The 26161-nt window shown below is 61.1% G+C and carries 18 protein-coding genes and 2 pseudogenes; 8 read left to right on the forward strand and 12 right to left on the reverse strand.

The annotated features are described in order from the left end of the window. On the forward strand, window positions 1–255 hold a 255-nt coding region (locus NKI72_RS12040), incomplete at its 5' end, for a type IV secretory system conjugative DNA transfer family protein (RefSeq protein ID WP_352850181.1). A gap of 641 nt (window positions 256–896) precedes the next feature. Then, entirely contained in the window at window positions 897–3431 is a 2535-nt protein-coding gene (locus tag NKI72_RS12045) for a two-component system VirA-like sensor kinase (protein ID WP_352693030.1), read from the forward strand. Window positions 3432–4245: 814 nt separating this feature from the next. Here NKI72_RS12045 and NKI72_RS12050 read toward each other — a convergent pair. Further along, a pseudogene (locus tag NKI72_RS12050) lies at window positions 4246–4985 on the reverse strand (oxygen-independent coproporphyrinogen III oxidase); the annotation flags it as partial. A gap of 907 nt (window positions 4986–5892) precedes the next feature. Then, window positions 5893–6051 (reverse strand): hypothetical protein, encoded by a 159-nt coding sequence (locus NKI72_RS12055; protein ID WP_352480533.1) that lies wholly within the window; start codon window positions 6049–6051, stop codon window positions 5893–5895. Window positions 6052–6200: 149 nt separating this feature from the next. On the opposite strand from NKI72_RS12055, the gene NKI72_RS12060 reads away from it, so the two are divergent. Beyond that, window positions 6201–7412 (forward strand): Fic family protein, encoded by a 1212-nt coding sequence (locus tag NKI72_RS12060; RefSeq protein ID WP_352850182.1) that lies wholly within the window; start codon window positions 6201–6203, stop codon window positions 7410–7412. A 52-nt stretch (window positions 7413–7464) separates the two neighbouring features. On the opposite strand, the gene NKI72_RS12065 is transcribed toward NKI72_RS12060, so the two are convergent. Beyond that, on the reverse strand, window positions 7465–8958 hold the full coding sequence (locus NKI72_RS12065; RefSeq protein WP_352693034.1) for an NAD-dependent succinate-semialdehyde dehydrogenase: 1494 nt from the start codon (window positions 8956–8958) through the stop codon (window positions 7465–7467). Between the two features lie 123 nt (window positions 8959–9081). Continuing rightward, a complete protein-coding gene (locus tag NKI72_RS12070) occupies window positions 9082–10461 on the reverse strand; it encodes an aminotransferase (protein ID WP_352693036.1) in 1380 nt (459 codons plus the stop codon). A gap of 98 nt (window positions 10462–10559) precedes the next feature. On the opposite strand from NKI72_RS12070, the gene NKI72_RS12075 reads away from it, so the two are divergent. The 4 genes from NKI72_RS12075 to NKI72_RS12090 all read left to right on the forward strand — a co-directional run bounded on the left by NKI72_RS12075 (window position 10560) and on the right by NKI72_RS12090 (window position 14546). Next, complete coding sequence (locus NKI72_RS12075) at window positions 10560–11441, forward strand: transketolase (protein ID WP_352693038.1); 882 nt, start codon at window positions 10560–10562, stop codon at window positions 11439–11441. Next, window positions 11438–12418, forward strand: a complete 981-nt coding sequence (locus NKI72_RS12080; RefSeq protein WP_352850183.1) for a transketolase family protein — start codon at window positions 11438–11440, stop codon at window positions 12416–12418. Before NKI72_RS12075 ends, NKI72_RS12080 begins: the two co-directional genes overlap by 4 nt. A gap of 42 nt (window positions 12419–12460) precedes the next feature. Next, complete coding sequence (locus NKI72_RS12085) at window positions 12461–13774, forward strand: aspartate aminotransferase family protein (protein ID WP_352693042.1); 1314 nt, start codon at window positions 12461–12463, stop codon at window positions 13772–13774. An 88-nt stretch (window positions 13775–13862) separates the two neighbouring features. Then, on the forward strand, window positions 13863–14546 hold the full coding sequence (locus tag NKI72_RS12090) for a GntR family transcriptional regulator (RefSeq protein WP_023737066.1): 684 nt from the start codon (window positions 13863–13865) through the stop codon (window positions 14544–14546). Window positions 14547–14590: 44 nt separating this feature from the next. Here NKI72_RS12090 and NKI72_RS12095 read toward each other — a convergent pair whose 3' ends face one another. The 7 genes and pseudogenes from NKI72_RS12095 to NKI72_RS12125 all read right to left on the reverse strand — a co-directional run. Continuing rightward, window positions 14591–16384: a hydantoinase B/oxoprolinase family protein gene (locus NKI72_RS12095; protein WP_352850184.1), complete on the reverse strand. Its 1794-nt coding sequence runs from the start codon at window positions 16382–16384 to the stop codon at window positions 14591–14593. A 30-nt stretch (window positions 16385–16414) separates the two neighbouring features. Continuing rightward, window positions 16415–18475: a hydantoinase/oxoprolinase family protein gene (locus NKI72_RS12100; protein WP_352850185.1), complete on the reverse strand. Its 2061-nt coding sequence runs from the start codon at window positions 18473–18475 to the stop codon at window positions 16415–16417. Window positions 18476–18492: 17 nt separating this feature from the next. After that, complete coding sequence (locus tag NKI72_RS12105) at window positions 18493–19482, reverse strand: ABC transporter permease (protein WP_352693046.1); 990 nt, start codon at window positions 19480–19482, stop codon at window positions 18493–18495. Then, entirely contained in the window at window positions 19475–20449 is a 975-nt protein-coding gene (locus NKI72_RS12110; protein ID WP_352693048.1) for an ABC transporter permease, read from the reverse strand. The genes NKI72_RS12105 and NKI72_RS12110 overlap by 8 nt, the downstream gene beginning before the upstream one ends. After that, entirely contained in the window at window positions 20446–21948 is a 1503-nt protein-coding gene (locus NKI72_RS12115; protein ID WP_352693050.1) for a sugar ABC transporter ATP-binding protein, read from the reverse strand. Before NKI72_RS12115 ends, NKI72_RS12110 begins: the two co-directional genes overlap by 4 nt. A gap of 74 nt (window positions 21949–22022) precedes the next feature. Then, window positions 22023–23093 (reverse strand): TMAO reductase system periplasmic protein TorT, encoded by a 1071-nt coding sequence (gene torT / locus NKI72_RS12120; RefSeq protein WP_352719583.1) that lies wholly within the window; start codon window positions 23091–23093, stop codon window positions 22023–22025. 476 nt (window positions 23094–23569) lie between these two features. Beyond that, window positions 23570–24072 (reverse strand): annotated as a pseudogene (locus NKI72_RS12125) (ISNCY family transposase); the annotation flags it as partial. Between the two features lie 367 nt (window positions 24073–24439). On the opposite strand from NKI72_RS12125, the gene NKI72_RS12130 reads away from it, so the two are divergent. After that, window positions 24440–25192 (forward strand): SDR family NAD(P)-dependent oxidoreductase, encoded by a 753-nt coding sequence (locus tag NKI72_RS12130; protein WP_352693054.1) that lies wholly within the window; start codon window positions 24440–24442, stop codon window positions 25190–25192. An 11-nt stretch (window positions 25193–25203) separates the two neighbouring features. Here NKI72_RS12130 and NKI72_RS12135 read toward each other — a convergent pair whose 3' ends face one another. Further along, window positions 25204–25881 (reverse strand): GntR family transcriptional regulator, encoded by a 678-nt coding sequence (locus NKI72_RS12135; protein WP_352693056.1) that lies wholly within the window; start codon window positions 25879–25881, stop codon window positions 25204–25206. Window positions 25882–26161 lie beyond the last annotated feature (280 nt).

Below are 26161 nucleotides of genomic sequence, written 5' to 3' on the forward strand. Positions count from 1 at the left end.
CCGCTATTGCGTCCCGAACAGGTTCGGCTGCTCGATGACGACTACGAGATTGTTCTCATCAAAGGTCTGCCACCATTAAAATTGAGGAAGGTGCGATATTTTTCGGATCGCATTCTGAAACGCATCTTTGAACGCCAGACAGGCGCCCTCCCGGAGCCGGCGCCCTTGACGGGAGCAGAGGAGGCGCTCTCCGCAGAATCTCAACTCGATGACCCGCTGTGTGAATTGGCGCAGGACTTTGACGATACAGTTTGATGTGAGGCTAGTATGAACCCGCGAAATAGTAATCCATCGCGTGTAACAGCTTTGTCGCAGGTGCAGGACGCCGGCTTGGAAGACGGGCAAGCGGTCCAGGCCCGGCGAGTGGGCTTTGAGCAGCACGTGTCCGAGGCGCTCCGGCCGCTGTTCGATGGTCGAGCTGACGAGCCGCCAACCAATCCAGAGGAGCTTCTGCGACTGGAAAAGGGGTTTCGCGAGGTGCTTCAGCGAGGGCAGGATCATCAAGCCGCCTCGTCTTTTTTCAGCGATCCAAGGATGCCCGCTGGACGGGATGACCCCAAGGGAAGCGTGTCGGACGCTTTCGCAGCAGCCGGCTCTAGGCACGCCGGAGTTGAGGCCGCCGCCCCGCCAGTGTTAGCTGCCAGCCAACAGCAGATCCGGCCCTCGCCAGTTGCGTTTGACCGACCGGTATCATCCTCGGCTGCTGCAGGCGTGCGCTTGTATGCCCCTTCGATGATCTCTCGGAAGACCAGTTCCGAAAACTGCGATCAGTTGCCCGCCTTGTGCTGCCGCCTCGCCGTCGAGGTCGAAACGCCCGCGAATCAATGGAAGGTCAGCGGGCCATCGGGGCAGAGTGCAACGGCGTCTACACCGCCTATTTGAGGGGAGAGGTACACTTGGCTTTCCTGTTCCAGCAGCATCCGGCCGCACACCGACGCGATGGGGAGCTAGAATTCAAATCGGACCTTCGCAAGGCACGCACCGCGGATCAAACGCCGTTCGTTTGGGAAAAATGGCTCAGTACCGACAAAGCTTCTGTAATGGCCCTAGTGGCCTCGGTTGCGCTCTTGGTCGCGATACAGTGGCAAGACCCCCAGATCAACGAGGCGGTCCTAAGCGAACTGCGGACGATTCAGATCAACTACGCATTGCTCCAGCGAGACGTCGCCCGCGCCGACATGGTATTGGACTTCCGTTCCGTTGCTTCTACCGGGCAAGCATTAAAAAGGAACCTCCAAAACTACCAACGCCTTGTTGAGATTTCGCCCAATGAGAGCTCCGGGGTGCACTCCAGGTTGGTTGCACAGCTCAAAAATTCCCTCGAAAACACAGAAGCTGCCATCTCGGCCTCGGCCGCGCAAAATGAGCTTCTGCAAAGCTCTCTCGTACGCTTTGCTCGCTCGGCTAATCGCCTTCGGGGGGGAGTGTCGAACAGGCCTGAATTTTCCAATCTGATCCTTCAATTTTCGGCCAGACCGGGATTCAGCCTCGCATTACAAATCGATCAGTCTCTCCGCCGACTTCCTCCTAGCCAGGACCAAGTCACGGAGGATGTTGCCCGCGAGGGCCGCGCTATCCTGTCCTCAATGTTGAGGTTGGACCGCGCTGTCAATCGGATCCCATCCTTCGACACGTTCGCCAAGGCTGCCGAATTGGAGCGAGAACATCTGAAAGCCTACAGCTTCGCCAGCGCGCAAGCGCAGCGTACACGACTTTTCTTTGGCTTGGTGTCCATATGCCTCTGCTTGTTTGCGACCATTCGAGCCTCCACGCTGCATGTGCGGACGAACCGGTTGGAAAGGCGGTTAGAGCTTGAAGCGGCGATGAGTGAGATCGAAGCTTGTTTCATCGACAGTCAAGCAACGAAGGCTTCGCGGCGCTTCTCCACCGAAGCAGCGCTTAGACTCATTCAATGCGTTTTCGATGCGGATCAATGCGCGCTTGCTCTGGTGGATCCGAGTATCAGCAGGAATACCGAGTACTTTGTCGCGAACAAGCGCATGCGCGTCTGGAACGCCACGCTAATCAATGAAGTCGTCTCACTTGTACACCCGGAACAGCCAGTGTTTCGCGTCGTTCCCGCGTCGGAAGTGGTTCGGACTGCCGTAGGCACTACCGGTGTTTGTCAAATTGTTGGTTGCAGGGCCTCCGATCAGCAGGCTGCGGTTTGTATCCTTGTTTTTGAAGGAGATCGCTCACCACCCTCCACAGACGACCTCCTGGTTCTGGCGAGCGCTACTGTGCGTTTAGGCAACCATCTTGAAATGCAACGTGTACACACGGAACGTAACCTTTTTGAGAGTCGATGGGAGCATGCGGAAAGGCTGACGGCTGTCGGCACAATCGCAAGCGGCGTTACACATGAATTCAATAATGTTCTAGGAGCAATAGTCGGCTACGCAGAGATGGCTAAAGGTCTTGTGCGTCGCCCCTCGAGAATTCGGGGCCACATCGGCCAAATTATCTTGGCCAGCAACCGAGCCAAACTGATTATTGATCAAATTTTGTCACTAAGCCGAAATCGGAAGCGCGTGACGATGCCTTTCGACGTCTCGGAGAGTGTAATGGATCTCGCGCCATTGCTGCGGGTTGCACTTCGTGTGGATGTTCAGTTGAACTTCAAGATCAACGAGTGGCAAACGGTGATCGAGGGCAGCCCGACCGAGATACAGCAGATCCTTATGAATCTATGCAAGAACGCGTCGGAGGCTCTCTTGAATGAGGGCCGTGTCGAGATTAGCGTTTCTCGCGCTCACGTCTGTCAAACGAAGCCCGTGGCTAAGGGCACCTTGAAACCGGGAGATTACGTTCTCCTCTCCATCAGCGACGATGGCCAAGGAATCGCAAGTTCGGTGCTTCCGCATATCTTTGAGCCCTTTTTTACCACGCGCTCTCGCGTCGGCGGGACCGGACTGGGTCTTGCTGCAGTGGACCGCCATGTGAGCGCGCTCGCAGGATGCCTTGACGTCACCTCGGCTGTTGGCCGAGGTACACGCTTCGATCTCTACTTACCGGCCTGCGCTGAGGAGCAGGTCAGAGCTGATAGCGCTTTCGGCCCATGCGATGGATCACTTGGCAACGGAGAAATCATTGCAGTCGTTGACCCCGATCCAGCAGCGTTGGAGATCTACAAGGATAAGATCGCCGCGCTGGGTTATAAGCCGGTCGGCTTCGCGACCTTCGAGAGTCTTTGCGACTGGATCGAGAGCGGGAAGGCAGCCGACCTCCTAATTTTCGATAAAGCGACTTTCCTCGGGCCAGGACAGCCCGAAGCCGTACGTACCACCCTGATGACGGTGCCCATCATCGTCGTTGGTGGAAGCGACCCCATGCCGATCACATCTGGTAATCAGACCTTCGTCCTTTGGCTAGCCAAACCGGTCTCGTCCAGGACGATGGAGCATGCAATTCGTAGGATGATAATGGCATGATGCCGCCGACGCGCTCAGGATACCGAGCTACCGAGGCAGTCGGAGGCGGAGCCGGCTGGGATCCAGCAAATACAAGAGCGTCGGACGATCTCTGCGCACCCGGCTCATGGCGAGTTCCCCTCGAACACTGTCGTCGGCTTCCGCCCAAGGAAGGGCTCCCCGACCACGGCAAACCTGCCGCCGTGCTCGTTACCGTCAAGGACAAGTCGCCGCGCGATGGGGTCTGCGGGCCTCCATCCTTGACAAGTCACTGCGCGCTGGCGGCGACAGGCGACGGGTAATATAAGGTCGGGACGAGGAGATGGTCGCCAATCGGTCACGCAAGATGGTTGACGAAATGACTCGAGAGCAAAGCTTGACAATCATCGCCCCATTCACGCCAGACTTCTCCTGTGCGTTCATCATCGGCTACGGCTCCTCGCTGCCCCGACAAGGCTATCGCCGCCCGGCCGGGCAAGCGATATCCCAGGTTCCGACGTGTTCCTTTCATGCTAGATGGACCTAGGCCCGGCAGGGCGGGAGCATGAGGCTGGGTTCTCGGTCGCGGATCTGTGAGGCAAGCACGGGGTAAGCGACGGCTCGACCCACCATTGGGAAGGCCGGCTTCGGCACGGAGGTGCGGCCTCGGCGTTGAGAGGCATCGGATCGGGTGTAGCAGGACTTTCGAACTAACTGCCGACAACACACTGGATAGGCTGTTCTCGTCGTTCGGTCCAGTTCACCAACGCCTATGTCGACATTTTACGGCGCTTCACTACTAACCGGGCACCGCACGATGGCAGCTCGTTCTCTCCGGCAAAAGATACTCCCTGTGTTAGCTTCCGTGTGTGTGCTTGCCCTCACCTGCGGGATACGTAAGGCCATCGCTAAAAGCATCGAATGCGGCAGCGACAGCGCGAATCCCAAAGCGATGCTCCCGCCGTACGCGGACAAAACCGTTTTCGAAGTCCACTATTCCGTCCTTGGCCAGCATCGCCAAGCGCTCATCTGAACCGCGAAGACGGATCGGATCAGATCCGTGGGCGACACAGATTGCCGGCACGTCAGCCTCGAAATCGCACATTAATCGCTCGATGATTGCGGCTCGCACGCGGTCGTCGTCTGTGAGGCGATGGCCCTTCGATGTCGCCAGTCGGCCAGCTGCGATGTGCCGGATGTAGAAATCCCGTGTAACTTCGTTTTGAACGTACCCTGGCCGATGCGGCCGATAGCCGACGCGCCGAAACCGATCAGGGTTCTGCAGGTATCGGCAGAGTAGCCCAACGAGTTACGTCGCAGGCGACCTGTTTCCTGTGCCAGCGCGAGCTCGTCGTGCGGCAAGGCGAAATGGTCGAGCCCGATCTCCCGGTAGCCGGCGGCAACCAGCGTCACGGCGACAGCCGCATGCTGTTCAGCGCGGGCAGCGCTGTGGGGAAGAAATTCCGCCTCGATGAGGCGCTGGTTCTTTATTTGGGATGGGATATGCGAGTAGCCGAACAAGGCAAGCCGGTCGGGGCGCATGGCGACCGCTGCCCTCGCCGTCTCGACCCACGACACCACCGTTTGACGCGGCAGGCGTCCCATGGTGATAACAAACCACCTTGCCGCTGAGCTCGCCTGTGTCTTTGCGTTATGCCAGTCCGTTCCGCTTAGATGTCTTGGCTGTTCCCGCCGAGACCTCACGCGCACCGTTTTATTCCCACCATCCCTCCCCGTCAGCTCCGCCTGGGAAATTCTGCCAGCTTGCCGGATCCGACGAGATAATGCAGCGCTGGGACGGACTTTGCTCGCCAGCTAGCGACCGTGGTGATCTCTGCCAAAAGGACGAGGCCATGAACGCGATCGGCGCTAACGGTGGCGGTTTGTATAAGCCTTGGGGTGGGAACTGGGCCTTCTATGCTGGCGCCACATACAAGCTCAACGAGACAACTTCGTTCTACCTTCGGCTCTCCCGGTGACCAGCTCTCAGTAGCGTCGCGGCAAACGTTGCCTATGGGCTTCTTTTCGATTTCACAGCTACGGCCACTCCAAACTCAGCAGTCGGCAAGATGGAAGGCTCCAACGGGAACTGCCCAATGCGAACAAGAAGAGCAGTGTCGGCAGTAATCCTGCGCCTCGAACGCTCATCCTAACGCCGTGAAGCGTTGAGCTCCGAGGTTGAGCAGACCAAGCCCGCAACACGCTCCAAGAGAACGGCGCATAGAAGCCATACGAGATTGCAGCCTAGCCTCGGGGCCGGACGTTGTTTCATATCAGACCGGTGGGGATGAAGCCTGCCATCCAGCACCCGGTCAGTTTCAGGTCAAACTTGAACTCCCAGTCGGGTCAGAACGCGATCAACTGGCAGTCCGGGCACTTAAAAATGACAAATGGATCGCCTGCTTTTGGGCCATCCATGGGGAATTCGGGCGCGAGAGAACAAGCTCACACAGCATAAGCGAAGCTCCAGGCGAATGTTGCGCTGGCCGAGGCAGAACCATGTTTAAAGCTGCCTGTTTTCCACCTCGAACCTGTCTGAGTCCGGCCGATCGTCATGGATCGGCCAAAGCATCGGCCAGATGGCTCCCTCAATTACGGTTTGTGCATAGTTGTCAGTGCGATAGGCCTGCCGAACATCGGCCATGATCATCATCGGCAGCATCGATTTGTGTCCAAGCCTGGCAGCGGTGGCAGTGCCGAGGCCCGCAAGTCCGCATGCCGACGATCGGCCAGAAGATCGGCCAAACAATCTGGTCAACTGAAAATTTAGGTTAATAATCATGCATTTGGCGGAACCCAAGATCGGCCAATATGGAAGAGAGCGTACAGCGCATCGAACCGGCACGCCTACCCGATCTATCCGAAACTATCTCGGATGCGCTGGTAGAGCTGTCGGCGACGTCGGCTGTTTTGGGCAAAAGCCTGCACTCGCGTACCGCAGCCAACCTCGCCCATCTCGTGCGCATCATGAACACCTACTACAGCAACCTGATCGAAGGCCACGATACGCGCCCGCGCGACATCGAACGGGCGCTGGTCGGAAATTTCGATCGAGACGAGAACCGCCGCAATCTGCAGCTCGAGGCGGCCGCGCACGTTCGCCTGCAAGCCGAGATCGACCGCCTGGCTGCCGATGGGCAGTTGCCGGAACCGGCATCGGTAGGTTTTCTTCGATGGCTGCACGCGGAATTCTATCGCGATGCCGAAGCGCCCATGCTGACCATCAAGGGTGCCGGCCGTGAGTTCGTCACGGCGCCAGGTGAGTGGCGATCGAAGCCAGAGCATGATGTCGCCATCGGCCGGCATGAACCGCCTTCGAGCGATCGCGTCAACGATTTCATGCAATACTTTGCCATGCGTTATCGCTTCGTTAAGCTGGGCAAGGCCGGACGCATCCTGACCATTCCTGCCGCGCATCACCGCTTCAACTACATTCACCCGTTTCCGGACGGCAACGGACGCGTCAGCCGATTGATGAGCCACGCCATGGCCCATCAGGCCGGGATCGCCGCGCACGGGCTGTGGTCGATCTCACGAGGCTTGGCACGTGGCGTGAAAAGCCGAACGGATTACAAGAGCATGATGGATCATGCCGATATGCCCCGCCAGGGTGATCTCGACGGACGTGGCAACCTCTCCGAACGCGCACTCGGCGATTTTACCTTATGGTTCCTGCAGGCGTGTATCGATCAGGTGAGCTTCATGACCGGACTGTTCGATCTCGACACGTTGGCCAAGCGGCTGTATCGGCATGTGGAGCGCAGTGGTCTGAAGCCCGAAGCCGGCCGCCTCGTGGAGGAAGCGCTCACGCGCGGTGAGTTTGACCGCGGCGAGGCATCCCGTATTAGCGGACTACCCGAACGTACGGCGCGTCGAGTGTTCAATGACGTAATCGCGCTCGGACTATTGGCGTCGGAAACGCCAAAGGGCCCAGTGTCCCTACGCTTTCCGGCGGACGCTCTGGACGCGCTGTTTCCGAAGCTTTTCCGGAAACGTAAGAGCATAGGGCGCACACGATCTTAGGTCACTTCTCCTCGGAACCAGAAAGATTTTCACCGGATCACCCGCGGGTTCGTCATTCCGCGTTCTGAGACGCGGGAAAAGCCGGCGCACTAGAGCCGAGGCCGCCGATGCAGACATATTTGGTGTCGAGGTAATCCTCGATGCCCTGATGTCCGCCTTCCTTGCCGAGGCCCGATTCCTTGACGCCGCCGAACGGTGCCTCCGGCGTGGTGATGAGGCCTTCATTGACACCGACCATGCCATATTTCAGCCCTTCCATGACGCGGAAGGCGCGGCCGAGATCGCCGGTGTAGAAATAGCAGGCGAGGCCAAATTCGGTGTCGTTGGCAAGCGCGACGGCTTCCTCTTCGGTCTCGAACTTGAACACCGGTGCGACCGGGCCAAAGATCTCTTCCTTCATGAAGCGCATCTTGGGTGTCGCGTTGGCGATGACCGTCGGCTGGAAGAACGAACCGCCGAGCGCATGGCGCTTGCCGCCGGCAACGATCTTACCGCCCTTGGAAGTCGCGTCCGCGATCAGTTCCTCGACCTTCTCGACCGCCTTCTCGTCGATCAGCGGTCCCTGCTGCACGCCGTCCTCGAGGCCGGAACCGACCTTCAGCCCGTTGCTGGCGGCGGCGAGCTTCTCGACGAATTTTTCGTAGACGCCAGCCTGGACCAGGAAGCGGTTGGTGCAAACGCAGGTCTGACCGGAATTGCGATACTTGGCGGTGATCGCACCGGCGACGGCACGCTCGATGTCGGCGTCATCGAAGACGATGAACGGCGCGTTGCCGCCGAGCTCCATCGACACCTTCTTGACGGTGACGGACGACTTCTGAATGAGAAGTTTTCCGACCTCGGTCGAGCCGGTGAAGGTGATCTTCGACACCAGCGGATTTGCGCAGATCTCATCGCCGATCTCGCTGGCCGAGCCGGTCAGGACATTGATGACACCCTTCGGGAAACCGACCTCCTCGGCGAGCGCGCCCCAGGCAAGACCCGAGTACGGCGTCTGCGAGGCGGGCTTTACGACCGCGGTGCAGCCGGCGGCGAGCGCCGGGCCGAGCTTGCGGGCCAGCATCGAGGACGGAAAATTCCACGGCGTGATAGCGGCGATGACGCCGACCGGCTCCTTGGTCACCAGAATGCGGCGATCCGCCCAGGGTGACGGCACCACGCCGCCATAGGTGCGGCGGCCTTCCTCGGCGAACCAGAGGATATAGGCCGCGGCCGAGCCGATCTCGCCCTTCGATTCGAACAGCGACTTGCCCTGCTCGATGGTCAGCAGTTCGGCCAACACGTCCTGATTGTCCATCATCGCGTCATGCAGCTTGCGCAGCAGCTTCGAGCGCTCGAGCGCGGTCGTCTTGCGCCAGGTCTTGAAAGCTTCTGCAGCGGCTTCGATGGCGCGGCGGGTCTCGGCCTTGCCCGACTTCGGCACGGTGCCGATCTTGAGACCGGTGGCCGGGTTGTTGACGTCGACCGTCAGTCCGCTGTCGGCCTGCACCCACTCGCCGTTGATGAGATTGGCCTGGCGCATGAAATGGCTGGTTTTCTGAAGCATGGTCTGGCCTCCGTTCGGATAAGACAATCAGGATCCTGTATGCTGGCTGCGGCTCGCGCTTGCCCAAGCGCCTTTCGCGCGGCCGGCCCCTCCAGCGATGTCTCGCCGCCTCGCCGGGCGGGTTCATGCCGACTGGTCAGTCCGCGCATGGGCCGCCGCGGTCTCATCAAGAGCCGCGCGAATGCCATCAATCATGTAATCGATCTCTTTAGGGGCGATGACGTAGGGCGGGCAGATTGCCAGCACGTCGCCCATGTTGCGGATCATGACTCCGTGCTCGCGGCACCGCCGCTCGACATCGGTGCCAATTCGCAGCTCCGGCGCAAAGGCGCGACGGGTGGCGCGATCCTCGACGATCTGGATCCCCGCTATAAAACCGCGGCCGCGGACCTCGCCGACCAGTGTATGGTCGTTGAGCGCGTCCGCGAGCGCTGCATGCAGATAATCGCCGAGACGGCGCGCCTGGCTCACGAGATCGATCTCGCGGTAGATCCTGATCGCCTCGGCGGCGACGGCGGCTGTCACCGGATGGCCGGAATAGGTGAAACCGTGGCCGAACACGCCGACCTTGTGGGCCTCATCGGCGACGCACTGGTAGACCTTGTCGGAGATAATGACGCCGCCAATGGGCAGATGACCGGATGAAAGCCCCTTGGCGACCGACAGCATGTCCGGTTCCATGCCAAAAGTCTGGCTGCCGAACCAATTTCCGGTGCGTCCGAAGCCGCAGACCACCTCGTCGGACAGCATCAGGATGTCGTATTTGCGCAGCACCGCCTGAACCTTTGGAAAATAACCCTCCGGCGGTACCAGCACGCCGCCGGCGCCCATGACTGGCTCGGCGATCATCGCGGCGATCGTCTCTGGCCCCTCCGCCAGGATCAGGGCCTCGAGTTCCTGGGCCAGGCGCGTGGCGTAGTCATGCTCCGCCTCGGCCGGCAGACCGTCGAGATAGTGAAATGGCCGCGCCGCGAATATGACGGGAAGCGGCGGCAGGTTGAAGGACTTGTGCATATGCGGCAGGCCACTCAGCGCCGCGCCCATGATCGTACTGCCGTGGAAGGCGCCAAACCTGCTGATGATCTTGCGTTTCTCCGGGCGCCCCCGCGCGGCTTGGTAGTACCAGGCGAGCTTGACCATCGTATCATTGGCTTCGGAACCGGAGCCGACCAGAAAAACGCGCGCGTTGTCGAACGGCGCCAACGCGGTAAGCTGCTCGACGAGTTCGACGGTGGGCTCGTTCGAGCGGTGGTTGAAGGTGTGGTAGACGGCGAGCTTGCGCATCTGGCGGTCAGCAGCGACAGCCAGCCGGCTGTCGCTGAAGCCAAGCGAGGCGCACCAGAGTCCGCCCATGCCCTCGATATAGCGGTTGCCCGCGTCATCCGTGACGGTCGCGCCTTCGCCGGCCACGATCGTCAACGGACCATGATCCTCATGCAGGCGTGGATCGGTTTGGGAATGAAAGTGCCTGGCCATGTCCAGCACGCGCGATTCGTTGTTCATCAAAATTCTCCTTGCGACCAGATAGGCGGTTGCTTCAGCGACAAATATCTTATAACTTATAAGTTGTCGAGAAAAAATGATCCCGAGAGTGACGTCCAATGGCCAACGCACCCACTCCTTCAAACAACACCCTGCCACCCGACGCGGAGCGGATCGCCCTGTTGCGCGACAGGGCAGAGTTCGTCCGCCTCGAGACGCTGCGTCTCATCCAGATCGCCAAGGTGGGCCACTATTCGTCGGTGTTCTCCTGCGCGGAAATATTCGCCACGCTCTACTACGATGCGATGCGGCTGAGGCGCGGCGAGCCGCAATGGCCGGACCGCGACCGCTTCCTTATGGGCAAAGGGCACGCCGCGGTCGGCCTTTATCCGCTGCTGGTCGACTGGGGCTTCTTCTCCAAGGACGTTCTCGATGGCTATACCCGGCTCGGCAATCCGCTTGGCGATCATCCCGACATGCGCAAGGTGCCCGGCGTCGATTTCAGCTCCGGCTCGATCGGCCATGCTTTGTCCGGCGGCCTCGGTATGGTGCTTGGCGGCCGTGCGGCTGACCGGCGCTTCGATGTCTATGTCCTGCTCGGTGACGGCGAGATGCAGGAGGGCCAGGTCTGGGAAGCGGCGCTGTCTGCCGCCCACCATAAGGCCGGCAATCTGATCGCCATCGTCGATCGTAACGGATACCAGCTCGACGGGCAGGTCGACGACATCATCGGCATCGAACCGTTGGCCGACAAATGGGCGGCGTTCGGCTGGCAGGTGCACGAGGTCGATGGGCACGACGTCGTCGCTCTCGCGACGCTGCTGCGACAGTTGAAGGCCGAGGCAGACCGCACCCGGCCCGTCTGCATCATTGCCAAGACCTCCAAAGGCAAGGGCGTTGGTTACATGGAAACCGAACCCGGCTGGCATCTGGGCTATCTCGCGCCATCGGACGAGGCCCTGGCCGCCGAAGAGATCAAGCGTGGAGGCAAAACACAATGAACGGCCCGATCGATACCAACTCCTGGCAGTACCGCCAGATCAACGCGCGCGCGCCTGGCCTGAGTTACCTGGCCAATGCGCTCATCGATCTGGTCGAAGACGGTTATCCGGTCGTGGCCGGTACGGCCGACCTTCAATATTCCAACGGGCTGGTGCGGTTCGCGCAACGCTTTCCCGAACGCTTCACGCAATTTGGCATTTCCGAGCAGAACATGGTTTCGGCTGCTGCCGGCATGGCCAGCACCGGCGCCATGCCGTTCGTCGCTACATTCGCTTCTTTCCTGGCGCTGCTGTGCTGCGAACAGATCAGAACCGACGTCGCCTATTCGGCGCTGCCGGTGCGGCTGATCGGTCATCATGCCGGTATTTCACTCGGCTTCTACGGCACCTCCCACCATGCGACGGAAGATCTTGCCATCATGCGAAGCATCGCCGACCTCACGGTCGTCGCGCCGGCTGACGGCCCGCAACTGGCGGCCGCCGTCAAGGCGTCTGTCAATCATGCCCAGCCAATCTACTTCCGCATTGGCCGCGGCCAGGAACCGCTGGTCTATGAAGACGACGGCGTCGACTTCCAGTTCGGCAAGGCGATCGTTCACGGCGAAGGATCGGACCTGACCATCATCGCCTGTGGCTCGATGGTCCATCCCTCAAGGGAGGCTTACCGCGCGCTGCGTGCGGCGGGCAAATCCGTCGGACTGATCGACATGCATACGGTGAAGCCACTGGATACGAAGGCAGTGCTCTCGGCCGCGGCTCACTCCCGCTTCATTCTAACCATCGAGGAACACAATATCCTGGGCGGTCTGGGCGGCGCCGTGGCGGAAATCCTGGCGGAGGCGGGCAGCCCGGCACGGTTGATACGCCATGGCATCCGCGACGAATACAGCCTGATTGCGCCGCCAACGCATCTCTACAAGAACTACCGGCTGGACGCGGCGGGAATCGAGGCCACCGTTCTTGAAGCCCTCGGCTGAGCCGGCGGACAACCATAGCCATGCACGGACACGGACATTCCGATGACCGATCAGAATAACACGGCCCGACTCATCGAGCGCGCCGGTGCGGTGATGCCGGGCGGATTGCTCAGCCCGAGCCGCAGGCTCGGCGCGCCGCATGTATTTGCCCGGGCGCAGGGTGCGTTTCTCTACGACGTCGAGGGACACCAGTACACCGACTTCCACTGCGGCTTCGGCGCCAACGTGCTTGGCCACTGTCATCCGGCGGTGCGTGAACGCATCGCTGCGGTCTCCCAGGACATCGATCTTGTCGGCGCGGGAACGATGCGGCTGGAGATCGAGGTGGCGGAGGCGCTGGTCGACTGCATCCCTTGCGCGGATCTCGTCGCCTTCTGCAATTCCGGATCAGAGGCGACCTATCACGCCCTGCGCCTTGCCCGCGCCGCCACCGGTCGCAAGCGCATCATCAAGTTCCAAGGCGGATATCATGGCTGGCACGACTATGTCGCCATGAACGTACAGTCGCACGCGCAGGCGATCGGCAAGTACGATCCCATCAGCGCCGGCATCCTCGAGGATGCCGCCCGTCACACCATCGTGCTGCCTTACAACGATGCCGGCGCCGTCGAGGATTATCTCAAGGCCAATCCGGGCGAGGTCGCGGCGATCATCATCGAGCCAATCGCTCACAATATGGGGTCGGTGATCGCGACGGATGTTTTCCTGCGCGAGCTGCGTCGCCTGACCAGCGATCATGGTGTCGTGCTGATCTTCGACGAGGTCATCACCGGCTTTCGCCACGCGCTCGGCGGCTATCAGTCGATCGCCGACGTCACGCCTGATCTCGCGACCTTCGGCAAGGCGGCCTCCTCAGGCTATCCCGTTGGCGTGGTGGCCGGTCGTCGCGATCTCATGGCGCTCGTCGGCCGGACCGGGGAAGGATCCGTGTTCATGGGCGGTACTTTCAACGGCACGCCGTCGACGCTCGCCGCCATGCAGGCGACGATCGAGGAGCTGTCGAAACCAGGCTTCTACGACCGCCTGTTTGCCCTCGGCGCTTTCATGCGCACGCAGCTGGATGGCATTATCGATCGCCTCGGCCTGCCCGCGCAGAGCGCCGGGTTTGGCTCGGTCTGGCTGATCTATTTCCTCAGCGGTCCTTACCGCGACTACCAGGACTTGCTGGGCAACGACGATGTCTTCGATCTTGCATTCCGCAGAGAGATGGTGGCGAACCGGCTGATCGGCCAGCCGCTTCCGCTCAAGCGTCTCTACCTGTCAGGGAGCCATGACCGGGCGACAGTCGAGAAATCGCTGGATATCATCGAGACAATCCTGCGCAAGCTCTCCGCTGGGAAACCCGCCAGCTCCTAGCCATGTTTCGCAACGGACTTATAGGATATAAGAGCGTCTCGCACTATCCGTTGTCGATTCGGTGCGGCCAAGATTGCAGCGGTGGACCATGAGCACGATGCAGCCAATCGAGCAAGGCAGTCTGTCGGCGAGAACTTATATCTCGCTGCGCGAAGCCCTGATCGCCGGCAATTTCCGGCCCGGCGAAAGACTGTTGATGCAGGATCTGGCGCAACGGCTGGGCACCAGCGTCACGCCTGTGCGCGAGGCCTGTTTCAGGCTCGTCAGCGAGCAGGCGCTGGAACTGCGGTCGGGGCGGTTCATCACCGTTCCAGAGCTGACCCGGTCGCGTTATTGGCAGGTCCGGCTCATTCGCATCGCGCTCGAGGGACTAGCGGCCGAACTCGCCGTCGAGCATGTTTCGGAGAAGGACATTGCAAAACTGGTCGAGATCCATCGCGATTTCGTGGCCGGCGAAACGTCCGGCGACGCTGACCGCGCCCGTCGCGCCAATCGTGAATTCCACTTCGGCGTCTACCGCCTGTCCAAGATGGATATGCTGATCGCCCAGATCGAAAGCCTGTGGGTCTCGATGGGCCCTATCCTCAACGTGTATTATCTGCAGGCCGAGAACGATTACATCGGCGCGGAGGAGCACGAGACGCTGATCGAAGCGTTCCGGACCCGCAACAAGAAGGTGGCGCGTAAGGCGATCGAACGCGACATCGTGCGCGGTGGCATGAACCTGTTGCGGTACTTCGACGAGCAGGACGCGGCCGCCAAGCGGGCGTGATCGAAGCCGCCGGTCATTTGCTGGCGACCTCTCTTCGCGCTGGCTCAGGCCGCCCGAAGGCGCGCGGTGGCATCCTGGTCGACGACCCAGACGCCCTGTTCGGCGTCCAGCACCAGGGCCACCTTGTAGGATTGGCGAGCCGCTTCGCTCGTCAGCCAGCCGCGGTCAACGCTGGCCGCGACACGGCGGACATCGCGCTTGGTCGGGTCGCCATAGCCACCGCCGCCACAGGCAACGAACTCGATGCGCTCGCCGGCGCGACACGCCTCCTCATGGAACGCAGGCAATTCCACCAGCTTGCCGTCCGTGCCGCGCTTGGCGCTGCGACTGGCCTTGGCGTCACCGCCGCCGAGCACGCCGCGCGGCGGAAAGGTTGTGCCATCGGCCGAGTAGACCAGTGTCATCTCGTGGTCGACGGGATAGAAGACACCGCCCACCGCGGGAGCACCCTCGAACTCGCCAATGCCTTGGGTATCCGCCACCACGCCGCGCGATTCAATGATGATGGGATACATGGATTCGTCCACCTCCACGGAATCCAGCGCGATCAGGCCGCCATTCGCCGGCCCGCAATATGTCAACCAGCCGTCATAGCCGTGACGCGCCCCGCCGCCGGCGTAGCCAATGAAGACCTGGTTGACGTAGGGCTGCCCGTCCTTGAACGGATCCTTGCCTGAAATCACCCCGATCCCCGCCGGCAGGTGCGAGCCGCTCTCGGCCTGGCCATAGGGTTCTCCCATCGTCGAGAACACGCAATTGCCGGCGATGATCAACCGGTCGTTGACATTGGTGGTCGCCACCGAGGTGCCTACGGGGTAGCGGGGTTTGCCAACCACGCTTCCCTCCCGCATCAACACCTTGATCCGGCTCTTGGCGCCCTCGTTGTGCGGGATGCCGTCGTCGAGATTGTTGAAGACGCCAATGCGGCACGAGCCCGTGCAGGTGTTTTCCGACAGATTGAGACCGCCAGGGACGTTGTCCATGTTGTCACGCACATCGACCGTGATCTCGCCGGCTTCAGGGTCGACATCGATGGTGATCCTGACCGGGATGCCCTCCTCCGCCACGCCGGGGACCGGGTCATGGCGGACCTCGTAGGAGAACTTGCCCTTCGGCAATTTGGCGATTTCGGCGATGGCGCGACGTGCACCGTAGTCGAACCAGTCCTCGACAAAATCCAGCAGCGTGTCGCGGCCGTATTTTTCAAGCAGTTCCAAGAGACGGCGTCGACCGGTCCTGCAGGCGCCGATCTGGGCTCGCACGTCGCCCAGCCAGATGTCTGGAACACGGTTGCGCATCATGCCGATGCGCAGGATGTCCTGCTTCTCCCGGTGCTGTTCGACCACACGCACGCAGGGAAAGTGGATGCCTTCCTCATAAACGTTCTTGGCAAATGGCAGATAGGTCGAAGGTGTCGGCGCGCCAGTATCGGCGTGATGGGAAAGCGCCACGGCCCAGAACAGCGGCTTGCCGTCGAAAAAGATCGGCATCGCCATGATCAGGTCGGCATGATGGGTGCCGCCAGTGTATGGGCAGTTGTTGAGGAAGATGTCGCCGTCGGCGATATCGTCGAACAACTCCGTTATCGGACGGGTCGCCAGATCCATCGACATGACGTGGATCGGCAGCGCGTCCTCGGTGGAAACGAGGCGGTGATCATAGGTCAGGATCGCACAGCTCAGGTCGCGGGCGTTCTTGATCACCGCTGAGCGGCTGGCCCGCATCACGACCAGCGTCATTTCCCGCACGACGGCCTCGAACCGGCTTTTCAGAACCGACATCAGAAACGGATCGACGCGGCGCGTTGGTGTCTCCAGGCGAATGACAGGTGAATTCATTTTGCGGTGCCTTGTTAGCGAAGGTTGGAGTCAATCGACTGTCACGACAATGTTGCCTTGCGGGTCGACGCGCCCACGGTGTCCGTCCTTGAGGAAGGCGGTGAACGTCGTCGCCTCCACCAGGCAGGGGCCGTCAAGCGCCGCCCCCGCGCCCAGCTGGTCCATGTCGTAGACGGGCAGAGAACTCGTCCGCCGGGTTTCATGCAAATAAGCTGGCCGATGGGCCTTGGCGACCGGCGACGTCGCCTGGTCGGCCAGCCTGAAGTCCTTCCAGGCATCCTGATTAGCCCGCTTGCCGACCGCGCGCAGCTTCCAGTTGGTGAATTCGACGACGTCGCGATCGGATCTGATCGAATAGATGCGTTCGTGCATCTGATGGAACGCTTCGACCAGACTTGGGAGTTTTTCCGCTTCGAGGCGCGGCTCATTGGCCTCGAAATGGACCTCGATCTCCCAGGACTGGTACTCGTAGCGACCAAGAAAGGAGAACTCGAAACGCCGGAGATCTGGCTCAACACCAGCCTGTTCGAGGAATGCCTCGCCCGACACCTTCAACCGCGCCAGGATGTCGGAGACGCCAGCGGCGTCGAAGCGCCGGGTCGAGGTCAGGAAAACCGCGCTTTCCTCGCGCGTGATATCAGAGATCAACCCGCCGAACGCGCTCAACCCAGCCATGAAGCGCGGGATCATGTAGCGTTTCAAGCCCAATATGTCGGCCATCTCGGCGATGTGGATGGCGGTCGCGCCGCCGCCGCAGACAAAGAAACTGTCGTGTGGGTTTATGCCCTCGCGAATGGTGATTTCCTCGATGGCCCCGACCATGTTGTGGTTGCTGGTGGTCTGGATGGCGTAAGCCGCGTCGAGCAGCGGGATGCCGAGCCGCGTCGCGATGCTCGCGACCGCTTTCTCGGCCAGTTCGCGGCTGATCTTGATCCGCCCGCCAAGAAAATAATCCGGGTCAATGATGCCGAGCACGACATTGGCATCGGTGACCGTCGGCGCGGTTCCGCCCGCTCCGTAGCATGCCGGCCCGGGCCGCGCGCCAGCGCTCTGTGGACCGACCCGCAGCAGGCCGCCATCATCGACCCAGGCAATCGACCCGCCGCCGGCGCCGACCGATCTCACATCCACCTTCGCGATGCCGAGCGAGTCGTCGTGGATCATGCTGTCCGGGGTGACGATGATCTGGTGGTCACGCAAAGCCGAGACGTCGAAGGTGGTGCCGCCCATGTCACCGACGATGACGTTGGCTTCGTCGCTCAGCGCCAGCGCCGCCATCGGCGCCAGCGTCGGCCCCGACATGACGCTGTAGATTGGCCGCCGCAGCATCTCGGCGGGAGGCATCATTCCACCGACGCAGTTGGCCAGCAGCAGCTCGCCCTGGAAACCAGCCTGCGAAAGTGCTTGCCGCAAGTCCTCGATATAGGTTCGCACGATCGGATTGATCGACGCGTCGATAGCGGCCGCGATGATGCGCTTGTACTCGCGCGACATCGGATTGACTTCATGGCTAAGCGTCACCGGGATCTCCGGCCATGCCTGCGCGATGATATCGCGCACCGTCGTTTCATGGATGGGATTGACGACCGACCAAAGCAGACCGACCGCTATCGCTTCGACCCCATAGCGCCGGAAGTCGGCTATCGCCGCCTCGACATCGGATCTCGACAGAGGCGTGAGCTCCCGCCCGCGCGCATCGACGCGGCCCCGCGCCGTCTTCGTCAGGTGGCGCGAGACGTAAGGCTCCGGATAGTCGAGCCGCCACTGGAAGGCGCCCTTGCGCGGGCCCTCGCGCAAGACGAGGATGTCCTGATGTCCTTCGTTGAGGATCAACCCGACCTTGACGGTCTTGCGCTCGACCAGCGCGTTGGTCGAGACGGTCGAGCCGTGTACGATCAAGTCGATCTTGGTCATGAACGTCGCGGGATCGAGCCCGTATCCGGCCGCCGCCACGTGCAGCACGTTGATGAACCCCTTCTCGAATTCGCCGGGCGTCGTCGGCGATTTGAAGATCGAGATTTTCCCACCGGGCTCGGAAACCAGGCAATCGGTGAACGTTCCGCCGATATCGATGCAGACTTGATAAGCCATTTATAGGTCCGAAGCTGTTAGCGTTTCTTGTGATCGCGGCCCAGTATCAGGCTGGCCAGAATGATGAGGCCCAACAAAACCTGCTGGAGATACCCGTCGACCTGCATGAGGTTCATGGCGTTGGAAATGACCGTGATGAACAGGGCACCCAGCAGAGCCGCGGTGACGCCTCCCTCGCCGCCGGTCAGCCGCACGCCACCAACCACCGCCGCCGCTATCGATTCCAGGGTCAGGTTGCCGCCGAGATTGGGCTCGCCCGATCCGGTGCGCGCGGTGAGCAGCATGGCGCCAATCGCGGCCAGCAGCGAGCAGACCACGTAGTCGATCGCAACGACACGTCCGGTTCGAACGCCCGCCGCCTTCGCCGCGCGAGGATTGGCGCCGATGAGATACAGGCCGCGGCCGAACACGGTGAAGCGCAGGACCAGGAACAGCAGTGCGAAACACAGCGCGGCGAACAGGATGGGCACCGGAATGCCGATCAGCCGTCCCTCCGCCAAGGCGTCCGTGAAGGCCTCGGGAATGCCCGGCACGGGAAAGCCGCCGCTGACGGTTGACGCCAGTGCCATGACAATGTTGGCCATGCCAAGCGTCGTCACGAGTGGATTGATGCCGACACCGGCGATGAGGAAGCCGTTCAGCCCGCCGATAAGCAGCCCGACGCCAAGGCCGGCGACGATTCCCCACAGGATCGGCATATCGCCGCTTCCGGTCATCACCATCGCCGATATGACGCTGACGAGCGAGACGGTAAAACCAAGCGAAAGGTCGAAGCCGCGCGTCAGCAGCACCATGGTCTGCGCCATGGCAAACAGTGCGAGATAACTGGTCTGGATCGCGATGTTCCAGAGATTGCCGCTTGAAACAATACGCGGGTCGAGCAGACCGAGAACCAGCAGGGCCAGGAATACAAGCCCCGGCAGCTTGGCCTGCGCCGCGAACTGGCGGATGTCCGGGCGAGCGCGGTCAAGAACAACCGGAGCCGCCATGTCTGGACGATCAGACATTGGCCCGCCTCCCCTGAACAATTCGGTCGAAAGCCAGTGCGCCGATGAGCACCGAACCGAGAACCAGCGTCTGGAATTTGCTGTCGATCTGCGTGAGGTTCATCGCATTGGCGATGATTGAGAGGCACAGCGCCGCCATGGCGACGTTCTCGGCGCGGCCTGAGCCGCCGCGCAATGAAACGCCGCCGATCACCGCCGCTGCGATCGTCTCCAGTCCCAGCGTGCCGCCGATCGTCGACTGGCCAGAACCGATGCGAGCGGTGATCAGGACGCCGGTGAGCGCGGCCAGGAGACCGGAGACCACATAGGCGGTAATCAACACGCGGTGAGTCCGCACGCCCGACAGCCGGGCGGCGCCGACGTTGCCGCCGACGGCGTAGAAGTGGCGCCCGAGCGCGGTCCGACGCTGCAGAATGATGGCGATGGCGATCACCGCGATCGCCAGCAGCAAGACCGGCGGCAGGCCAAGCACCTGGCCTCGCCCGATGGCATCGACGAAAGCGTCGGAAACGCCATAGATCGGGATGCCCTGCGTGTAATAGAGCGTAATTCCTGCGACGATCGACAACGATGCCAATGTCACCATGAAGGGTGAGAGGGAAAGCCGCGCCACCAGCGTGCCGTTTACCAGGCCAACACAAGCGCCGCTGGTCAAGGCCAGCGCCACTGGGACCAGCAGTTGGACCCCATTTGCGTCGGGCATCGCGGCCATCGCCGCGGCCGTGACCACGGACGCCAAGGCCATGGTGGCGCCGACCGACAGATCAAAGCCACCGGTGGTCATGACGATCATCTGGCCGATCGCCGGAATCGCCAAGAAGGAAAAATTGCGCAGGACGTTGAGGATGTTCAGGCGGTTCAGAAAACGCGGTTCGACGATCGCGGCCACGGCCGCGACCGCGACCAGAAGCAGGATGACGATCCCGCCGGTTTCCAGAAAACGGCGCCGCAGCGTGTCAGGGCTCATGCCGCCTCCGTGGCGCCGGTTTCGGCGTCGAAATAGTGACGCAGCACCGCGGCCTCGGTGATGCCGTCGTCTTTGAGTTCGGCGACAATGCGCGCTTCGCGCATGACGTAGACGCGGTTCGCCAGGTGAACGAGTTCTGGCAGTTCGGACGATGACAGCAGAATGGCCGCGCCGTTCTCGACCAGGGTCTTCATAAGCCGGTAGACCTCGCTTTTGGCGCCGACGTCGATGCCAACCGTCGGTTCATCGAAGATATGGACCGAGACCGGGCGCATCAGACCGCGCGCCAGCACGAGTTTCTGCTGGTTTCCTCCCGAAAAGGACGACGCCGCGCGTTCGGGCGCCATCGGTCGCAGACCCAGGGTCTTCAACGGCGCGGCTATCGCCCGGCGCTCGCGCCACGACTTGAGCAGTCCGGCCTGGGACAGTCTCGGGTCGTCGAGCGCCGCCATGGTCACATTCTCGCGGCCTGGCCGGCCAAGCGCCAGTCCCTCGGCGCCGCGATCGGCCGGGTAGTAACAAAGTCCAGCACGCAACATGCTGTGCGGCACTGGCGCTCTGACCACCTCGCCATGGAGTTCGATCTCACCGGACGTCACACGCTCCAGGCCGAATACGGCTCGGCAAAGTTCGCTACGACCGCAGCCAACCAGGCCCGCCAGGCCGACGATTTCGCCAGCTCTGACCACGATGGAGGCATCGGATAGGGTGCCGGAGACACTGATCCCCCTGGTCGCCAGCACTATTTCGGCGGGGCGCTGGCTGATTGACGGATAAAGTCGTTCGACCGGCTGGCCGACCATCATCTCGATCAGCGTCGCGTCCGATGCCGCGGCGATGGCCACGGTGTCGATCTTGCGCCCTCCTCGCAAGACCGTGACACGGTCCGCGAGCCGACGGATCTCGGCCATACGGTGCGACACATAGATGATCCCGACACCCCGTGCCTTGAGGCCCGCGATGGCGGCGAACAATTTTTCCGCTTCACCGTCGGTAAGCGACGCGGTCGGTTCGTCGAGGATGAGTATCTTGGCATCCGAAAGCATGCCTTTGGCAATCTCGACCATCTGCTTTTGCGCCCGGGTCAGCGTTTCGATCTTGCTGTCCAGCTCGACGTGGAAGCCAATGTCGCGGAAGCGTTCTTCCGCGCGGGCACGCATCGCGCGCCGATTCAGGAAAAGCCTTCCTTTGATCTCGCGTCCAAGAAACAGGTTCTCCTCGACCGTGAGGTCGGGGACGAGACTGAATTCCTGGAACACAGCCGCGACGCCCGCATCGCGGGATTTCTGCGGGGTCAGCGCGGAAACGGTTTGGCCGTCGATACGGCACGAGCCTTCGGTCCAGCCATAGGTTCCCGCTATCAGATTGATGAGCGTCGACTTGCCGGCGCCGTTTTCGCCGAGAAGGGCGTGGACCTCACCGCTCAGCAGTGTGAAATCAACGCCGTCAAGCGCCACCACACCCCCGAAACGCTTCGTCATACCCGTAAGTTCAAGCATCGCTGACACCACCGAACTCGAAGCTAAAAGGGCGGCAGGCCAAGGCCGAGGTCTACCGCCCATCGAAGATGCGACTATTGTACCGAAAATTCAGGCTTCCACCCATCGGGCGCGAAAATCTGCGTCGGGTCGATTTTGTCGACGTTGTCCTTGGTCACGATACCCGGCGCGACCAGCAGAACCTTCTCATAGTCCTTCTTTTCCAAGGCGCGCACCGCGAGGTCGACGCTGATGCGGCCCATCATCACCGGATACTCGGCGGCAAAGCCAAGCACCTTGCCTTCCTTGACCAGCTTCAGCATCGTCTGGTTCTCGTAAGACGACATGATCACGACATCGTCGCGGCCAGCGTCGGCGACGGCGCTGACGGCCGCTTCCGCCGCAGCAGCCCCGCCCCAGATGACATTGAGATCGGGATAGGTCTGCAGGGCGTCCTCGACGAGGCGCAGGCTTTGCGGAACGCCGGGCTCACCATAGAGCTCGGCCGCGAGCTTGATGTTGCCGGTTTTGATGCTGTCGCGAAAGCCCGCCATATAGCTCTCCGCCCAACCCGATCCCTGCGGACCTGGCAGGCCGATCGCGGTCGTCTTTTTGTCGCCGAGGTACTTCTTGAGGTACTCACCCTCCTGAAAACCCTTCTGGTAGGTATCGGGAGTGATGCGCGCGGTGATCGGAGTTTCCAGAATGGGATTGGCGACGGCGATCTGGACAAGGCCTGTGGCGTCGCCCTCCTTCAGCTTGGCCGCCAGACCGGCTTCCGAGATGGCGGCGACGAGGATACCCTGGGCACCGGATGCGACGCAATCGTCGTATTGCGACAGCTGCTTGGGCAGCGCGTCATAGCCGCCAGCCTGCAGGACCGTCACTTTGACACCCAGGCGCTTTGCTTCCTCAACAATACCGTAGTCCACCGAGACCCAGTAGCTGTCCTTGAGGTGCGGAAACAAGACGCACAGGTTCCAGGGCTTCTCGGCCTTTTCCAGCGGCACATAGTCGAGTGCCTCGACTTTTTTCAGATCGCCGCCTCTGGCCGCGTTGATCTTGAAGGGCCACCAATCCTTGGCCTGCGCGGCGTTGGGCAGGACGGCCACGCCGGTGACGAAAGCCGCCGCGAGGATGGATCGGAAAGCGTGATTCTTGGTCATGTGATTCCCCATTTTCGTGTGTTCCCGGGTCCGGAGCCGGCGATTTCGCCGGCTCCGCGGTCTGCCTTGGGAGCAGAGGCTTGCTGGCGGATCGTAGTACCGTCTAGGCGAGTTCGCCTTCAGGGCCATCCGCGCCGTTGTTCATTTTCACAGTGCTACTGTACTACTTATAAGTTATAAGTCAATAGGGTTTTCATTAGCCGGTGCTCAGCCGGGAAGGTGTCTTCAATCGCGGTTTCGCTGCCTCGACCGGGATCACAATCCATTTGACGAAAGACGAGGTCGGAGACAGCAGCCATGCAACTGGCCTCGGCGATGTGGGCTTCCTCGCGACCGACCGGTATGCGGCTTGTCGATCGAGTTGCCTGACATCAAGCGCCGGCGAATAAGTCAAAGCGATCAGCGTGGCCTTCGAATACAGAGCCATTGGTCAGCAGCCGCACTTCGCTATCGACCAAATCGTCATAGGGTCTTTAGGGAGGAGATGTGCCCAGTGCATTCGCGTGCTGCAACAGCCGCGCTGAACCGCACGGCAGCGTGCCATAACACGCTGCGGTCGGATGATTGTTGAAATGACGGTTCCCCGCGCACGACCGTGCCGCTTTCCAACTTCTCTCGTCTGGCGCTTGCCAGCCTGAGTTCTTCCTAGAGGTCGGCGCCCGGATTGCGGGTGTTGTCTTGCGACTTCATTCTCCCGGCAGCCGGGCAAAGGCCCGCAACGTGGAGGCTTCTAAATGGAACGCGGGTTCCCGATGCTTAGTGGGTGGTGCTGCTTGAGCAGGGGCAGGGCAGCACAGCCTCCGCCGGCAAGCCGTCGCGGCCGGTTCCCTTGATAGCGTGCCGGCGCAAGGTCCCGCGTCACCAGGCTCGCAAATCGCGATGCACGTCCAGCCATTGCGACATGGTTTTGTCAGCTGAGAGGCCGATCCCGTGTGCCGCGAACAGTCGAAACACTGATTGGGGGTGTGCGTTCTTGGCGTTGTGCAGCACTTCTGGCATTACTGGCCTTGCGGGGATGACGAGTCGGTCATGCGACAGTATGGATGTCCCCATCGGAATAGCCGGTCCGCCTTATCGGTCGTCACACCCGCATATCGCTCCGCTTCTAGGGAACACCCCATCACGCGAGGAAAGACATGGCCACATGCGCAGTGTCGCCAATCTAGCCGTTGGACCGACGGCCCGGCGCTTGGGCCAGTCCACCGGCTTTAACCTGCGTCACAACTTGATCCACTGATCCTAGGAGACGACAACGTTGTTCGTCATGATTTGATGGGGCGGGGATTGGCCCAAAAGCGAGCCCCACAAACTGTGCGGTTGCCAAATGCGTAATGGAGTGAATTGGAATGATCATCGTAACAGGCGCCACGCACGGGATTGGGCGGGCCTGCGTGGAGAAACTTGCGTCTGCCGGTTCCAGAGTGGTGGCGACCGGCCGAGATGCAGAAGCGGGCGCGGCGCTCGAACGCGCCAATCACGGTGTCACGTTCGTTGCCGGTGACATCATCCGTGAAGACGATTGCCGCCGTGTCGTCGACCGTGCGCTTGAACTTGGCAACGGCCGGCTCGCGGGGCTCGTGAACAATGCCGGCATGTCGAAGCGCATTGCCTTCGCCACCGCCACCCAGGACGATTGGGATGAGGTCCTTGCGGTTAATGCACGCAGCGTCTTTTTCTTCATCCGTCATGCGCTGGACGGCTTGCGGCATGGGAGGGGTTCAGTTGTCAACATGGCCAGCATCGCCGGAAAGACGGGCGAAGAAGGGCTCGCTGCCTACTGCGCCTCGAAGGCCGCGGTCATCGGGCTGACGCAGGCACTCGCGCTGGAGTTCGGCGAGGAGATCCGCTTCAACGCTGTCTGCCCCGGCCAGATCGAAACACGCATGATGGGCAACATCATAAGCGATGCACTGCGCAAGAAGCAGCTCGAACTGCGGATCCCTGCCAACCGCTTCGGTGCCCCTGAAGAGATCGCTGATGTCGTCGCTTGGTTACTTTCGAGTCAATCGAGCTATGTCAACGGCACGGTGGTGACTGTAGACGGCGGGGAAACAGCCGGCCTGCGCACACCGCGCGTCGCGCAAATCGATGGTGCTTAGGGCAATTCAGCTCAGCCGGAGCCGCGCTCGTCGAAATAGCGCAGAAAACCATGTGAGCCTCGCTGGATGTCGTTCTCGATCGCCTCGCGGGCCCTCTTCCTGTCGCCAGCCCTCAAGGCCTCGATGAGATGGTCATGTTCTTCCGCGCCGGTGTACCCGCGCGGAATTTCCCGATCGTAAACGTTAAGGATTGGACCCATCGAGGCCCACATGCTTTCGATCTGTCCGATCAGCATCGGCATACGCGACAGGCGGTAGACGCCGAAGTGGAAAGCGCGATTGGAGGATCGCGCTTCCTTGATATTACCGGCCTTATTGCTCTCTACAAATGAGGCGCGGAAGGTCTCAAGCTGTTCGAGATCGGGGGGGGCAAAATGGTCGGCAGCGTGTTCTGCCGCAAGCCCTTCAAGTGCCACGCGGATCAGCTTGATCTGAATGTAGCGGGCGCGGCTGAGGTCTGGCACCGCGGCGAACCTGCCGGAGCGCAACTCGAGCGCCTGCTCGCTGACGAGCCGCAGACAGGCTTCGCGCACCGGCGTAATGCTGGTTCCGAGCTGCCCGGCAAGATCCTGCATAAGGAGACGGTCGCCCGGCGCGAAATTGCCGATGATCAAGCCATCCCGCACCTTGCTGTAAATCCGCGCGGACAGGCTGCCCATCTCCTCAGGCTGCATCTTCATAGGGCCCATGGGACTCCCCTCGCCTCTGCTGCAGATGTACGGAAATGTCCGATTGACGCGTTTTATAAGTTATAATCGCTGTCTATATTTTGTTATTCAGCAGCAGACAAGTACGTGTACGTTAATTGTCTGCAGCAAACATGTCCGTTTTCATAATTATTTGTGAAATTATTGTTTCAGCCATATAAAAAACAAGGAACCCCTTCTTTTCCGATCCTGATAATGGAATGTGACCAAAGAAGAAGGCGCGATCTCATCTGCGTGGCATGAGATGGTGTGCGAGAGATGA

The sequence above is a fragment of the Mesorhizobium sp. M0437 genome (genome assembly GCF_040321335.1).
In the GTDB taxonomy this organism is placed as follows: Bacteria; Pseudomonadota; Alphaproteobacteria; order Rhizobiales; family Rhizobiaceae; genus Mesorhizobium.